This is a genomic window from Pyrococcus yayanosii CH1, from assembly GCF_000215995.1.
Lineage (GTDB): Archaea > Methanobacteriota_B > Thermococci > Thermococcales > Thermococcaceae > Pyrococcus > Pyrococcus yayanosii.
The window spans coordinates 1472760-1487039 of sequence record NC_015680.1; the positions used below are offsets into that span (position 1 = coordinate 1472760).

Genomic DNA, 14280 nt, shown 5'->3' on the forward strand with positions numbered 1-14280 from the left:
ATAAACCTTTCGGAGTTAAGCGTGCTTTGGTTTTTACGATTGTAAAGGCGGAGTTTGGAGAAATTTTATGAACATCAAATGCCATCTTGAGACTTTGGCGTAATATAAAAGGCACCAGGTGCCAAAAAGGCACTGCAATGATTAAAGTGATTTGCGTCAGTAGAATTTTTGGCCTCAATGGCGGGGGTAATAACCCGCCCGAGTTCATCGACTCCGCCTTCGGCGGTGCTCCCCGGGCGCCCATTGAGAGATTAATTTTTCCCTTATCTCCTTTTCGCTATTCCTCCCACGGCTCCCTGTACTTAAGGGCCCACCCGAACTCCTCTCTTAGGATGTCTATCGCCGCGTAAGGAGGTATTATGCCACGTTCGGTTATTATGACGTCCACGTACTCTGGCGGTGTGACGTCGAAGGCCGGATTTTCCACCCTTATATTATTAGGCCACGTCCTGAGCTCCTCCTCGGGGACGACCTCCGTGGGGTCGCGCATCTCTATTTCCACGAGCTGGCCGAGCATCGTCTCGGGGTGAAACTTGTAGGTTTCCGCGGCTATCATAACCCAAACCCGATGCTCCTTGGCCGTGAGGGCTATTAGGGAGGTTCCTATCTTGTTTATCACCGCACCGTTGGCCGTTATGCTGTCGGCTCCCATGACAACCTTGTCGGTCATCTTCATGTAGTGCCTCGCAGCCCCGTCCACCACGTATATGACTGGGATGCCGTAAGAGGCCAACTCCTTGGCCGTTATCTTTCCCTGCCACCTTGGCCTTGTCTCCGTGACTATGACCTTTAAGCTCTTACCCTGCTCCCAGGCTGTCTTCATGACGCTTATCGCGGCCTTGCTATGGCAGTGGGTCATTATGACGTCGCCATCCTCAATGCGCCTAGCTCCTATCTCCCCTATCTTCTCGATGGCCTTCTCGGAGTTGTGGATGAACTCCTTGGCGGCGTTCACGACGGTGAAACGGAGCGTCTCGAGATCGGCCCCTCCATGATATGCGAGCTTGGCCCTATGCATCACGTAACGGAGGGCGTTCGGCAGGGAGACGGCCGTGGGCCTCGTGTGGAAGAGGATCCTCGCGGCCTCCTTGAGTTCGGCCCACAGCTCCTCCGCGTCCTTGGCGGTGCTCTTCTCCGCCTGGATCTGAAGGGCGCGGGCGGCAGAGCGCGCTATCTTCCCGGCTCCTCTAATCTCCATGTTCTTAATTTTTTTCGCAATCTCGAGTACTTCGGGAACTAGGGGCATGATGACCACCAAAATAACCTTTGAAGAACACCCAAATTAATCTATCGAGGCTCATAAACGTATATGGGAATCCTCCTGAACTCTACAAGCCTCATGCCAGGAGGAATGGGGTCACCGGTGAGGGGCACTATAAAGAGGGGCTTTCTAAGGCTTCTCGCGAGCCCCAGGAGGTCTGGCATCATCTCGGGAGTTGGCCTGATAGAATAAATGGCCTCAGCATTTTCGTAAATCTGCGGGTTGGGATTAAAGATGTCATCTTTAACGGCCACTAGTCCATGCTTCTTTGCATTTTTTACGGCCTCCTCGTTCCAGTCAACCACGACGACCTCGTATCCCATTTCCTTTAACCTCAGGGCAACCTTAAGGTAAAATCCCACACCGACCTCAACGATTCTCTTTCCTCGTACCCTTTCAGTCACGAAGTCTGCAAAGGTCTCCAGCATGAGGTGGAGTTTGTGGATGAATATAAAAGGGTTCCCGAAATGTTTATACGGCAGTGTGTCTTCTATACTCAGTAAGTTATTATCACCGAAAATGAAACAAGTGAGGACGGTGCGGAAGATGTTTGAAAATGAGATAATTCAGAAACTTCAAAGGCTCGGGCTCACGAAGTATGAGAGCCTCGCCTATCTGACGCTTGTAAAGCTTGGTCCCAGTAAGGCCACTGACGTGACGAGAGAAAGTGGGATACCTCACACAAGGATATATGATGTTTTGAGCTCCCTTCATAGGAAGGGATTCGTTGATGTTATGCATGGAAATCCAAGGTTGTACAGCCCGGTAAATCCCGAGATAGTTCTGGAGAAGATTAAGGAAGATTTAACAAAGGACATAGAGGCACTGAAAAAGGCCTTCAAGGAGCTTTACAGGAGCACGCACGGGGAGGACATCCCAGAGATTTGGACGATTCATGGCTTTGAAAACACCGTTGAGAGAAGTGAATACATAATTCGCTCGGCCAAACATGAGGTTCTCATAAACGCTCCCCTTGAGTTCTTGACTCTCTTAAGAAACGAGATAGAGAAGAAGAACAGTGATGTTATAATGGTAGTAATAAGCAACTTTGACGAGAACATCCCCGAATGGCTGAGAAAGGACAACATCATCGTGGCAAGGAGCGGCCAGGCACCTTGGCTCATGGCCACGTGGATAATAGGAGATGTTGACTACGCGCTCTTCTTTGGAACTCTCCCAAAGGACAGGGGCAGGGAGAGGTTCTACTCCTTCTGGGCGAAGTCTCCCAGGCTTATACAGAACTACGTTCACTGGTTCTACACGATGTACTTCGACAACAGCACCCTTGTGAAGTCCATAAACTACGAGGAACTCAAGAAGCCCCTGATCTTTACCCATATAAGGACGCTAATAACCGTGCTGAGGTTCGTTGAACTACCGAAACCCGTGGAGATAGTAGGGAGGCTAGTGGACGGCAAGAAGCCCGTGACGCTGAGGGGAAAGATAATTGACTTCGAATATACGCCGCTCACGGCCAACATAACTGTGGAAGACGAGAAGGGTAAGAGATGGAAGGTGGGGGGGCTGGGGAGCTATCTTGAGGACATAGAGGGAGAGACCTTTATACTCCTTGACTGACTACTCCTCCCTTGCCTTCACGAGGACTATGTCTCCTATTGCCATCACCCTCTCGAATGGAATTCCGACCTTTTCCCCGGGAAGCCCCAGGGCTACGATCTTTCCCCTTCCCTCGTCGATTTCTATCAGGACTTCGTCAACGTAACCGACGTAGTTCCCCTTTGTGTTGTATATCTGCTTTCCGTAGAGCGTTGACAGCCTCATGACCATGGGGAACACCTCCGTTCAAGGTTGATTTAACAATCTTATAACGTTTTTTGCTGAGAGATAAAACCTTTAAATCCCCATTCCCAAATCCTCTCCTTGTAGATGATGCCCATGGTCGTGTTTAGGATACCCGAAGGGAGCGCAAGGGTTAAAGTGGAAAGGGCAGACCCCAAGGTTTACTTCCAAATATACAACCTCCTTTCCTTTAGGAGGGATTTTGGTAGGTGGGACAAGGCGGAGAGCCTCTACGACCCTTACACGAACACCTTTCCCGTTGGGCTACTCCCGAGGGTCAAGAAGTTCCTGAACTCCAAGGGCTATAGGGTTAGGGTTAAGGATGAGAGGGTTGTGGAGGGCGTCAAGCTAAACTCCGAGTGGAATCCAAAATATGAGCTTAGGAAATATCAAAAGAAGGCCGTCAAGAAGGCGCTAAGGGAGAAGATGGGTGTCTTGGCCCTGCCTGTTGGTAGTGGGAAGACGATAGTGGGGCTGAGAATAATACACGAGCTTGATCTCTCTGCCCTCATAATCGTCCACACGAAGGAGCTCCTGTACCAGTGGGCCGAGAAGGTTGAGGATGTTCTTGGGATAAAGGCGGGCATCGTAGGGGATAACAAGTGGAAGGAAGGCCCCGTGACGGTCGCCATGATACAGACTCTGCTCTCGAGGGGAACGGACAAGCTGGAGAACCCCTATGCGGTAGTCCTCTTCGATGAGTGCCACCGCACTTCGGCGGCCGAAAAGTTTTACCAGGTTGGAATGAGCCTCTCGCAGGTTTACCGCTTTGGTCTCTCGGCGACCCCGTGGAGGCGCCTCCGCGGCGAGGAGATGAAGATAGAGGGTGTCGTGGGGCCTGTAATATATGAGGTCAGGGCTGAGGACCTCATAGATGAGGGCTTTCTTGCGAGGCCGAGGTTCGAGATCATAGAATACGAGTCTAAGATGCCCGCTCTCGCCGACAGATATAAGGAGCTCTATGAGGAGGCCATAATGGAGAACGAGGATAGGAACAGGGCTATAGTGGAGAAGGCCGTCGAGCTTGCGAGGGCAGGCCACAGGGTTCTCGTGGATGTTAGAAGGATAGACCATGGAGAACTCCTAGCTAAGATGCTCAGGGAGAAAGGAATAAATGCCGAGTTCCTCAGCTCCCAGAGCCCGAACCGCTGGGAGATTCTAGAAAAATTCAAGGAAGGCGAGGTTCAGGTTCTTGTCTCGACGCTTCTGAAGGAGGGCGTTGACATACCGGAAATATCCGCCATAATCCTGGCGGGTGGCGGGAAGAGCGACATAATGACAATCCAAACGATAGGAAGGGCTCTGAGGCCAAAGGCGGGTGGGGAGGCAGTTATAGTGGACGTTAAGGACACTGACCCCCTGCTCTTCACGCACTTCCTTGAGAGGCAGAAGGCTCTGAAGCAGTACTACGGCAGGTATTACCCGGATTAGACGAGCATCTCCCTGACGTATTTGGGCATCTGAAAGAGTGTTTCGTGCCTCTCAGGGTCGTAATACTTCAGGGAGAGCTTCTTCGCCCTCTCGAGGTCAATCCTCCTGAAGTCTAAGTCCCCCTTAATCCCCACTAGGAAAGCCCAGGGCGATGCGTAGCCTATTACCGGAAAGCTGTAATAGTAAACTCTGTCGAAGACATTCTTCATTGCCTTGTAAGCTGATACCAGCTCATCCGTAAATAGATAAACGCTTCCTGCCTGTGTCACATAAATGCCTGGATCGTTGAGAGCTCTGTAGGCGTCCTTGTAAAAGGACTCGCTGAAGAGCATCTCCGCTGGACCTACGGGATCCGTCGAGTCAACTATTATAACGTCGAAGTTTCCGTTCTCCCTCAGGTACCTGACACCGTCTCCTATGATTAACTCGGCCCTGTCCTCCTTTCCCTCGAGCATCCTTCTTAGGAGCCCGCCATCTATCTGTATATATTCCATGGAAACCTCTACGACTATCTTATCTATCTCCACCATAACGGCCTTTTCAACACTCTCGTGTCGAAGAACCTCCCTTATAGTCCCTCCATCTCCCCCACCTATCACGAGGACCCTCTTTGGGTTTGGATGAGCAAACATAGCCGGATGGACGAGGGGCTCGTGGTAACTTTCTTCTCCCTTAGTTACCAGCTGGACGGTCCCATCGAGGACGAGGAGCCTGCCGAATCCCTCGGTTTCGTAGACCTTTATCTCTTGGTATCCGCTCTTTCCCTCGAAGATCTTTTCTTTGACCTTGAACGCGACGCCATATCCCCTGGGATACCATTCGATGAACTCCATGCTCTCACCGCCCCTAACACTTACCGGCGGGATTATAAACCTACCGTGAACTCCTGCCAGACCTTTATCTTAATCCCTCTCACGTAAATGGGCTTCTCGACCCTGTACCGGCCAGGAGGCAGGTCTAGATTTAGGATTTGGGTGAACTTTTCCCCCGGCAGAAGGGTTTCCCTTTCTTGTATGAACACGACCTCCGTGTTTACCCTCCTCCAGAAGCCGAGGAACTCGTAGAGTTCGACTTCGTAGGAAACCTCTATGGGGAAGGATTCCAAGTTCTCAATCTCTATCTTGAGTCCTCCTTCTTGGCGAACGGTCAGCCTGACGTTTGCCTCTATCCTCGAATTAGCATCCAAGATGCCGACTTCCTCATCCCGGGGAGTCTTTATAATTTTCATGACCATCTCGGAGAAGATTTGCGCTTAACAAACATAAGCTTTGCGGATATTCGGGGACAGACTTTTATATAACTGCCCGGAAAGGATTATGGAGGGGAAGGGATGGAAGGGACCCTCAGGTTGTATTCATCCCCATCCTACGACGTCTATGGGCTTTCCGGGAACCCCTTCAAGGAACTGGCCAGCGAGGGTATAGAGGACATAGAGAGCATTCACGTTTACCAAGAGGTCGATATGAAGTTATCTATGGTGGTTTCAGAGGTCGTGGGGAGCAGGAGCTCCGTCGCCTTCTCGATTGTTGGACCGCTCGGTATGGGCAAGACCCAGAGGCTTAAGAGTGTTGCCAAGGCAATAGAGGAGCGTGGCGGCAAGGCCATATACGTCAAGGTGGACACGTCGGATATCCTCAAGGTGACCAGGGATATATTCAATGCATTCAAGCCTCCGAAGAGCAGGACAAATATATTTCTCGAGAACCTCACCAAGAAGCTGGGGTTCATAGATAGGCTGGAGAAGATGCTGTCATCCGTTGGCGAGTACAAGAGCAGGGATATAGCCGAGATGCTCTCCGCAGAGCTCGGCAAGCACAAGTACTCTGCCCTACTCCTTGACGAGCTCGAGAACATGGCGGGAGCTGAGGAGAAGGAGAAGATACTCTTCTTCGAGATGCTGAGACACTTCATAAGCAACATGCCCTCTGGTAGCATCTTCGCCTTTGCTTCCGTGCCGGAGGCCTACGAGGAATACGCCCGTCAGTTTCCGGCCTTTTTCATGCGCTTGCATTATGAATTCAAGCTTAGACCTATGAGCTTCGATGAGGTGCTGGAGCTCGTTAAGAAGAGGCTCAACAGGGTAAGGGTAAAGGACACCGACGACCCCATATATCCATTCACGGAGAAGGCCATAAGGCTCATACATGAACTCGGTGGGGGTAATCCGAGGCAAATACTTAGGCTCCTTCACTACGTCCTCAGCGAAGCTGCCAAGCACAAGTTTGACCCCATAGACGATTATGTAGTCACAACAATACTTGAGGAGCCCAAGAGCCTTGAGGAGTATCTGACTAGGATTCCCAAGGACTTCAGACCCCTCGTTGAGGTCATAATTGAGAAGTTCAACGGCGGTCCAGTGAGCTACATCCAGATAGCTAAGGATGTCAAGATGTCTGGTATGCAGGCCTACGAGAAGCTCGAGGAACTGATAAGGCTTGGCTTCCTCGTGGGCGATCCTAGGGGGAACTACAAGGTTCCAGACTACGTTAGGAAATTCCTGGAGGAGGGTAAATGAACTACGAGGAACACGTTTTGGCGGGGATAATAACCTATCCAATCGCCGTTTTTCTTGCGACCTTTCTATCTTCCTATATTCCCTTAGAACTATCCGTTAGGGCCCTCATCTTTGGCTACGCCTTTTACGTCTTGGGGAGCGACCTTCCAGACATAGACCATCCTGATTCCCTTATCCATCGGGGTTCGAAGCCCCTAATATCTGTAGCTGCCGGAAGTCTCGTATTCTTGAGGGTGAGCGGGCTCTTCGATCTGGAAGAACCTTGGCTTGACATAGTGGTTTCTTGGGGCATCTCTGCCCTCGTCGCCCTCGCCTCTTGGTATGCCTTTACGGCCTTCATGCCTAGGCACAGGGGGGTTGTTCATTCTCTCTTCTTTGCAACCTTTTACGCTGGCGTGGCATTCCTTATGGTCAGCCATGGGTTTGGAATGAGCATGGAAGAGGGACTCTTCATAGCCTTTGTTTCCTTCCTTGGCTACGCTCTTCACCTGCTCCTCGATGGGAGCATCAAGCTCCTGTAGTGGCGTTCATTATATTCAAAATTATCCCGCCTGCCCCAGCCACCATCATCTGGGCTCCAATGGCCATTATAAACAGGCCTATTATCCTGATGATGACGCTTAAGGTCGTTTTGCTGACGCTCTTGAGAGCGTAGAGAGCAATTAGCATTAGGATTGCCGTTATGGTAATCGCAATGACTATGGCGAGCGTTGATATAAGTATTCCATACTCGGCGGTGAGCGTTATCGAGGCTGTGATGGCCGCGGGTCCTGCGATTAGGGGGGTGGCAACGGGAACAGCCGCGAGGGCAAGTATGTTCTTCTCCTTCTTCAAGGTGACTATGCCACCTCCCTCCAGGGCCTCGAGACCTATTTTGAAGAGAACGAAGCCGCCGGCAACTCTCAGGGCGTCGAGCTCTATGTGGAATATATCCTGGAGGATTATCTTACCGGATACGGCGAATATAAAGAGTAGAAGCAGGCCTATGACGTTCGCCCTTACTATAAGGCTTTTTATGTCCTCTATGTGGAAATCCTCCCTGAGCAGGCTGACGAGGAGTATCTTATCGCTCGGGTCTATCATTATCAGCATCAACAGGGCCGAGCTGAGAACTTCTTTGAGCATATCCGTTTGTGTGCCTGATGGCTTTATAAACTCTTGGTCTAGAATTTCTCAGGGGATGAATATGGGAAGGGCTCTTGGCATAATTATTCTCCTAATCGTGGCGTGGTTGGCATATTCCGCGTACTTCATACTCTCCATGCATCCACGGTTCACAGGGGAGTGGGGGTACGTCGATGAGGCAACCACGGAAATTAACATCGTGATGAGTCTTGGAAAGCCGGCTCCGTTTCCAATAACGATTGAAAACGCAACGGTATCCTTGGGGGGAGTTTCCTTTGCGAGGGTTGAGAGGGCAGAGGTGGGGTTTCTATCTTCCAAGGCCGCCTTCACGATGGTCATTGACAACAAAAAACTCGTAGAAGCCTTGGTGAAACACATAGAGAATGGAGAAGTAAGCGATGTCAGTATCTCTCTCAACGTCAAGCTCTTCAACGTGCTGCCCCTTCACTACACTATCGACAAGGAAGTTACGACTGACATTCTCTCTTACGTTGAGAACATAAAGGTTGAGCCAGAGACCCGCGTTATAGGTTTCATCCCCATAAAGACACCTGGAATCGAGGGTATCGAGGCCAGGTGGGGAGGCGTTACTAGGGAGCATATCAAGATTATTGCGAACGTGAAAATTTACAATCCAAACGCGGTCCCCCTCCCTCTTATGGGTTTGTCCTCGACGATCTACATCAACGATGTTAGGGTTGGTGAGGCACATCTACTGGAGAAGACGGTCATAAAGGCAGGGGGAAGAGATACAGTGGGTGTGGAGATTATCATAGACCCGGGAGTTCTCCCCAGGGTGTGGGCCGAGCACGTGAAGAAGGGAGAGAGAAGCGTCATTAGGGCTGACATATACATGACCCTTGAGGTTGCTAATAGGCCCTTTAAGGTTTGCCTCACAAGTGTTGAGAAGACAATTGAGACGGATATACTCTCCAGCCTCTCTTCTATTTGACATTGATATTTTTATATTTCACACTGTTCTGGACATTAAGTTGACATCCTTGTGATTAATGGGACTGCTTTGCAAAAATTTTTCACAGTGGGGGTTTGCCGCTATTGGGTGGAGCCCCCGAATAAGGGGGTCAAAGCCCAGGGTCAAGACGGCGGCGTCGGGGGGATTGGGGGCAAAGCCCCCGGAATGAACCCCGCCCTCCACCCGTGGGCACATCTGGATGCGCTCCCGAGGAAAACCCCGAATGGGGGACCCCTCGGGGGCAAGGCAGGCCCGGCACCCCGACCAAACCCCCGGACGGGGAATTTGGTACTCCCCCGCGAGGGGAGTTCCACCGGCCGTACTCCCTTAATTCCGGTTGATCCTGCCGGAGGCCACTGCTATGGGGGTCCGACTAAGCCATGCGAGTCAAGGGGGCGTCCCTTCTGGGACGCCACCGGCGGACGGCTCAGTAACACGTCGGTAACCTACCCTCGGGAGGGGGATAACCCCGGGAAACTGGGGCTAATCCCCCATAGGCCTGGGGTACTGGAAGGTCCCCAGGCCGAAAGGGAGCCGTAAGGCTCCGCCCGAGGATGGGCCGGCGGCCGATTAGGTAGTTGGTGGGGTAACGGCCCACCAAGCCGAAGATCGGTACGGGCCGTGAGAGCGGGAGCCCGGAGATGGACACTGAGACACGGGTCCAGGCCCTACGGGGCGCAGCAGGCGCGAAACCTCCGCAATGCGGGAAACCGCGACGGGGGGACCCCCAGTGCCGTGCCTCTGGCACGGCTTTTCCGGAGTGTAAAAAGCTCCGGGAATAAGGGCTGGGCAAGGCCGGTGGCAGCCGCCGCGGTAATACCGGCGGCCCGAGTGGTGGCCACTATTATTGGGCCTAAAGCGGCCGTAGCCGGGCCCGTAAGTCCCTGGCGAAATCCCACGGCTCAACCGTGGGGCTCGCTGGGGATACTGCGGGCCTTGGGACCGGGAGAGGCCGGGGGTACCCCCGGGGTAGGGGTGAAATCCTATAATCCCGGGGGGACCGCCAGTGGCGAAGGCGCCCGGCTGGAACGGGTCCGACGGTGAGGGCCGAAGGCCAGGGGAGCGAACCGGATTAGATACCCGGGTAGTCCTGGCTGTAAAGGATGCGGGCTAGGTGTCGGGCGAGCTTCGAGCTCGCCCGGTGCCGTAGGGAAGCCGTTAAGCCCGCCGCCTGGGGAGTACGGCCGCAAGGCTGAAACTTAAAGGAATTGGCGGGGGAGCACTACAAGGGGTGGAGCGTGCGGTTTAATTGGATTCAACGCCGGGAACCTCACCGGGGGCGACGGCAGGATGAAGGCCAGGCTGAAGGTCTTGCCGGACGCGCCGAGAGGAGGTGCATGGCCGCCGTCAGCTCGTACCGTGAGGCGTCCACTTAAGTGTGGTAACGAGCGAGACCCGCGCCCCCAGTTGCCAGTCCCTCCCGCTCGGGAGGGAGGCACTCTGGGGGGACTGCCGGCGATAAGCCGGAGGAAGGGGCGGGCGACGGTAGGTCAGTATGCCCCGAAACCCCCGGGCTACACGCGCGCTACAATGGGCGGGACAATGGGACCCGACCCCGAAAGGGGAAGGGAATCCCCTAAACCCGCCCTCAGTTCGGATCGCGGGCTGCAACTCGCCCGCGTGAAGCTGGAATCCCTAGTACCCGCGCGTCATCATCGCGCGGCGAATACGTCCCTGCTCCTTGCACACACCGCCCGTCACTCCACCCGAGCGGGGTCCGGGTGAGGCCCAGTCTCCTTCGGGAGGCTGGGTCGAGCCCGGGCTCCGTGAGGGGGGAGAAGTCGTAACAAGGTAGCCGTAGGGGAACCTACGGCTCGATCACCTCCTATCGCCGGAAACCCCGTCCGGGGGGGTTTAAGGGGTGCCGGGCCTGCCTTCTGTGGGCCGGTAGCTCAGCCTGGGAGAGCGCCGGCTTTGCAAGCCGGAGGCCCCGGGTTCAAATCCCGGCCGGTCCACCACGAAGAGATGCACGTCCCGAGCACGGCTCGGGGCGGAAGGGCCCAAGGCCCCGAACAGGGGCGACGATGAGGGCCGTGCACAGGCGGATGGCCCAAAAAATGCCCAGCCCCCTGAGTAGGGGGCAAGAACGCTAAGCCGCCCGGTGGATGGCTCGGCTCGGGGCGCCGACGAAGGGCGTGGCAAGCTGCGATAAGCCCCGGCGAGGCGCAGGCAGCCGTCGAACCGGGGATTCCCGAATGGGACCTCCCGCGGCTTTTGCCGCACTCCCGGCAGGGAGGGGGAACGCGGGGAATTGAAACATCTTAGTACCCGCAGGAAAAGAAAGCAAAAGCGATGCCGTGAGTAGGGGCGACCGAAAACGGCAGAGGGCAAACTGAACCCCGGGCCGAAAGGTCCGGGGGATGTGGGGTTGCAGGGCCCCCGTATGAGACCCTCGCGGGCGAAGCCGAAGTCCGCTGGAACGCGGCGCCGGAGAGGGTGATAGCCCCGTAGGCGTAAGCCCGCAGGGTCTCGGGGTGTCCCTGAGTACCGTCGGTTGGATATCCGGCGGGAAGCTGGGAGGCATCGGCTCCCAACCCTAAATACGTCCCGAGACCGATAGCGAACTAGTACCGTGAGGGAAAGCTGAAAAGCACCCCGGGAGGGGGGTGAAAAGAGCCTGAAACCGGGCGGCGATAGGAGGGTGCGGCCCGAAAGGAGTGAGCCTCCCCGAAGGAAACCGCGGCGACGCGGGAGTACGAGGGGAGGGGACCGGGGTTGCACCGTCCGTCTTGAAACACGGGGCAGGGAGTTCGCGGCCGTGGCGAGGTTAAGGGGGTTAAGCCCCGTAGCCGCAGGGAAACCGACATGCCCGCAGCCCCTTTATGGGGCGAGGGGCGGGGTGTGAAAGCGCCCGGAGTCACGGCCGCGAGACCCGAAACCGGTCGATCTAGCCCGGGGCAGGGTGAAGTCCCTCAACCGAGGGATGGAGGCCCGCTAGGGGTGCTGATGTGCAATTCGCTCCCGTGACCCCGGGCTAGGGGTGAAAGGCCAATCGAGGCCGGAGATAGCTGGTTCCCGCCGAATCATCCCGCAGGATGGCCTCCCCGGAGGTAGGCGGTGGGGTAGAGCACTGATTGGAGGTGCAGGGGGCGAAAGCCCCCGGCCTCCTGTCAAACTCCGAACCCACCGCCGCCGTAGATGGGGGGAGTAGGGTGGCGGTGTAAGCCGTCCACCGAGAGGGGAACAACCCAGACCGGGGTTAAGGCCCCAAAGTGCCGGCTAAGTGTTACTCCAAAGGGTGTCCCGGGCCTTAGACAGCGGGGAGGTAGGCTTAGAAGCAGCCATCCTTTAAAGAGTGCGTAACAGCTCACCCGTCGAGGTCCGGGGCCCCGAAAATGGACGGGGCTTAAGCCGGCCGCCGAGACCCCGGCGCACGGACCGAGTGGTCCGTGATCGGGTAGGCGGGCGTGCCGGTGGCGTAGAAGCCGGGCCGTAAGGTCCGGTGGAGCCGCCGGTATCGCGGATCCTGCCGGGAGTAGCAGCGTAGTCGGGTGAGAATCCCGACCGCCGGAGGGGCCAGGGTTCCACGGCAATGGTCGTCAGCCGTGGGTTAGTCGGTCCTAACCCGGCCCGTAACTCGGCGCCGGGGAAAGGGAAACGGGTTTATATTCCCGTACCGCGGGGGTAGGTGCGGCAACGCAAGCCCGGAGGGTGACGCCTCGGGGTAGGCGGACCGGCCGACGAGGCCGGCTAAGCGTATAAGCCCGGGGAGTGCCGTAATGGCGAGAACCGGGTGAAAGCGCGAATGGCCCCCCGTTAGGGGGGTTCCGCCGATCCCTGGGGCCCGTGAAAAGCCCTCCGGGAATTCCGATCCCCCGCGACCGTACCGAGAACCGACACAGGTGCCCCTGGGTGAGAAGCCTAAGGCGTGTCGGGGGAAACCCGGCCGAGGGAACTCGGCAAACTGGCCCCGTAACTTCGGGAGAAGGGGTGCCTGCGGGTGCGTAACCCGCAGGTCGCAGTGACTAGGGGGGCCCGACTGTTTAATAAAAACACAGGTCCCAGCTAGCCCGAAAGGGTTTGTACTGGGGCCGACGCCTGCCCAGTGCCGGTATGTGAAGCCCGGGTACAACCGGGTGAAGCACCGGTAAACGGCGGGGGTAACTATAACCCTCTTAAGGTAGCGAAATTCCTTGTCGGTTAAATGCCGACCTGCATGAATGGCGTAACGAGGTCCCCGCTGTCCCCGGCCGGGGCCCGGCGAAACCTCTGCCTGGCGCATATGCCAGGGACCCCCGGTGGGAAGCGAAGACCCCATGGAGCTTTACTGCAGCCTGCCGTTGCCATACGGCGGGGGGTGCGCAGCGTAGGCGGGAGGCGTCGAAGCCCGGTCTCCGGGCCGGGTGGAGCCGTCCATGAGACACCGCCCACCTCCCGCCGTATGGCTAACCCCCGAAAGGGGGGACAGCGGTAGGTGGGCAGTTTGGCTGGGGCGGCACGCCTCCGAAAAGGTATCGGAGGCGCCCTAAGGTCGGCTCAGGCGGGTCAGGAATCCGCCGTAGAGTGCAAGGGCAAAAGCCGGCCTGACTGGACCCGTAACAGAGGCGGGTCCAGCCCCGAAAGGGTGGCCTAGCGAACCCCAGTGCCTCCCCGGTGGGGGCCTGGGATGACAGAAAAGCTACCCTGGGGATAACAGAGTCGTCTCGGGCGAGAGCCCATATCGACCCCGAGGCTTGCTACCTCGCTGTCGGCTCTTCCCATCCTGGCCCTGCAGCAGGGGCCAAGGGTGGGGGTGTTCACCCATTAAAGGGGAACGTGAGCTGGGTTTAGACCGTCGTGAGACAGGTCGGATGCTATCTACCGGGGGTGTTGGCCGCCTGAGGGGAAGGTGCCCCTAGTACGAGAGGAACAGGGTGCCGCGGCCTCTGGTCTACCGGTTGTCCTCCCGGGCATCGCCGGGCAGCTACGCCGCAGCCGATAAGGCCTGAAGGCATCTAAGGCCGAAGCGGCCCCCGAAAATAGGCGGCCGTTCCCTGGCGTTTGGGCCTGGGTGACCGGCCCGTTGCCAGGGACGAGGGCTCGGGCAGAAGACCCGGTCGATGGGGCGGGGATGTAAGCGGGAAGGGTCAACCGACCCGCTTAGTCTGCCGCTCCCAATCGCCCGAGGTTCTTGCCCCCGAAAAGGGGGCTGGGCATTTGATAGGCCATCCGCCTGTGCACGGCCCTTGAAATGGC

At 56.2% G+C, this 14280-nt stretch carries 11 protein-coding genes, 1 tRNA gene and 2 rRNA genes; 8 read left to right on the forward strand and 6 right to left on the reverse strand.

Annotation, left to right across the window (positions count from 1 at the left end; translation table 11 throughout):
* Positions 1-277: 277 nt before the first annotated feature.
* Together PYCH_RS08130 and PYCH_RS08135 are read right to left on the reverse strand one after the other, a co-directional pair.
* A complete protein-coding gene (locus tag PYCH_RS08130) occupies positions 278-1246 on the reverse strand; it encodes a ribose 1,5-bisphosphate isomerase (RefSeq protein ID WP_013906385.1) in 969 nt (322 codons plus the stop codon).
* 41 nt (positions 1247-1287) lie between these two features.
* Complete coding sequence (locus tag PYCH_RS08135; RefSeq protein WP_013906386.1) at positions 1288-1689, reverse strand: UPF0146 family protein; 402 nt, start codon at positions 1687-1689, stop codon at positions 1288-1290.
* A 118-nt stretch (positions 1690-1807) separates the two neighbouring features.
* On the opposite strand from PYCH_RS08135, the gene trmBL1 reads away from it, so the two are divergent.
* Positions 1808-2839 (forward strand): HTH-type sugar sensing transcriptional regulator TrmBL1, encoded by a 1032-nt coding sequence (gene trmBL1, locus PYCH_RS08140; RefSeq protein ID WP_013906387.1) that lies wholly within the window; start codon positions 1808-1810, stop codon positions 2837-2839.
* On the opposite strand, the gene PYCH_RS08145 is transcribed toward trmBL1, so the two are convergent.
* Positions 2840-3049, reverse strand: a complete 210-nt coding sequence (locus tag PYCH_RS08145) for a PRC-barrel domain-containing protein (protein ID WP_013906388.1) — start codon at positions 3047-3049, stop codon at positions 2840-2842.
* A 108-nt stretch (positions 3050-3157) separates the two neighbouring features.
* Between PYCH_RS08145 and PYCH_RS08150 the strand changes: the two genes are divergently transcribed.
* Entirely contained in the window at positions 3158-4492 is a 1335-nt protein-coding gene (locus PYCH_RS08150; RefSeq protein ID WP_013906389.1) for a DEAD/DEAH box helicase, read from the forward strand.
* On the opposite strand, the gene speE is transcribed toward PYCH_RS08150, so the two are convergent.
* Positions 4489-5325: a polyamine aminopropyltransferase gene (speE, locus tag PYCH_RS08155; RefSeq protein ID WP_013906390.1), complete on the reverse strand. Its 837-nt coding sequence runs from the start codon at positions 5323-5325 to the stop codon at positions 4489-4491. The genes PYCH_RS08150 and speE overlap by 4 nt on opposite strands.
* Before the next feature lie 32 nt (positions 5326-5357).
* Positions 5358-5726 carry an immunoglobulin-like domain-containing protein gene (locus PYCH_RS08160; protein ID WP_148236228.1) on the reverse strand — a complete coding sequence of 123 codons (369 nt, stop codon included), beginning with the start codon at positions 5724-5726 and terminating at the stop codon, positions 5358-5360.
* A gap of 96 nt (positions 5727-5822) precedes the next feature.
* On the opposite strand from PYCH_RS08160, the gene PYCH_RS08165 reads away from it, so the two are divergent.
* Both PYCH_RS08165 and PYCH_RS08170 read left to right on the forward strand, forming a co-directional pair.
* Positions 5823-7007 carry an AAA family ATPase gene (locus PYCH_RS08165; protein ID WP_048058286.1) on the forward strand — a complete coding sequence of 395 codons (1185 nt, stop codon included), beginning with the start codon at positions 5823-5825 and terminating at the stop codon, positions 7005-7007.
* Entirely contained in the window at positions 7004-7528 is a 525-nt protein-coding gene (locus PYCH_RS08170) for a metal-dependent hydrolase (protein WP_048058287.1), read from the forward strand. Before PYCH_RS08165 ends, PYCH_RS08170 begins: the two co-directional genes overlap by 4 nt.
* Here the strand turns inward: PYCH_RS08170 and PYCH_RS08175 are convergent.
* The gene (locus PYCH_RS08175) at positions 7515-8132 is read right to left on the reverse strand and encodes a MarC family protein (RefSeq protein WP_048058288.1); all 618 of its coding nucleotides are present in this window, start codon (positions 8130-8132) and stop codon (positions 7515-7517) included. The two genes, PYCH_RS08170 and PYCH_RS08175, sit on opposite strands and share 14 nt — an antisense overlap.
* Before the next feature lie 61 nt (positions 8133-8193).
* Here PYCH_RS08175 and PYCH_RS08180 point away from each other — a divergent pair, with 61 nt between their 5' ends.
* From PYCH_RS08180 to PYCH_RS08200, 4 genes are all read left to right on the forward strand, one after another.
* Positions 8194-9084, forward strand: coding sequence for an LEA type 2 family protein (locus tag PYCH_RS08180; protein ID WP_048058289.1), 891 nt, complete (start codon positions 8194-8196; stop codon positions 9082-9084).
* A gap of 351 nt (positions 9085-9435) precedes the next feature.
* Positions 9436-10932 (forward strand): 16S ribosomal RNA (locus tag PYCH_RS08190).
* 54 nt (positions 10933-10986) lie between these two features.
* Positions 10987-11063: transfer RNA gene (locus PYCH_RS08195), tRNA-Ala, on the forward strand.
* 119 nt (positions 11064-11182) lie between these two features.
* Positions 11183-14222: ribosomal RNA gene (locus tag PYCH_RS08200) — 23S ribosomal RNA — on the forward strand.
* The 16S and 23S rRNA genes sit together here with 1 tRNA gene alongside, the layout of an rRNA operon.
* Positions 14223-14280: the final 58 nt, after the last annotated feature.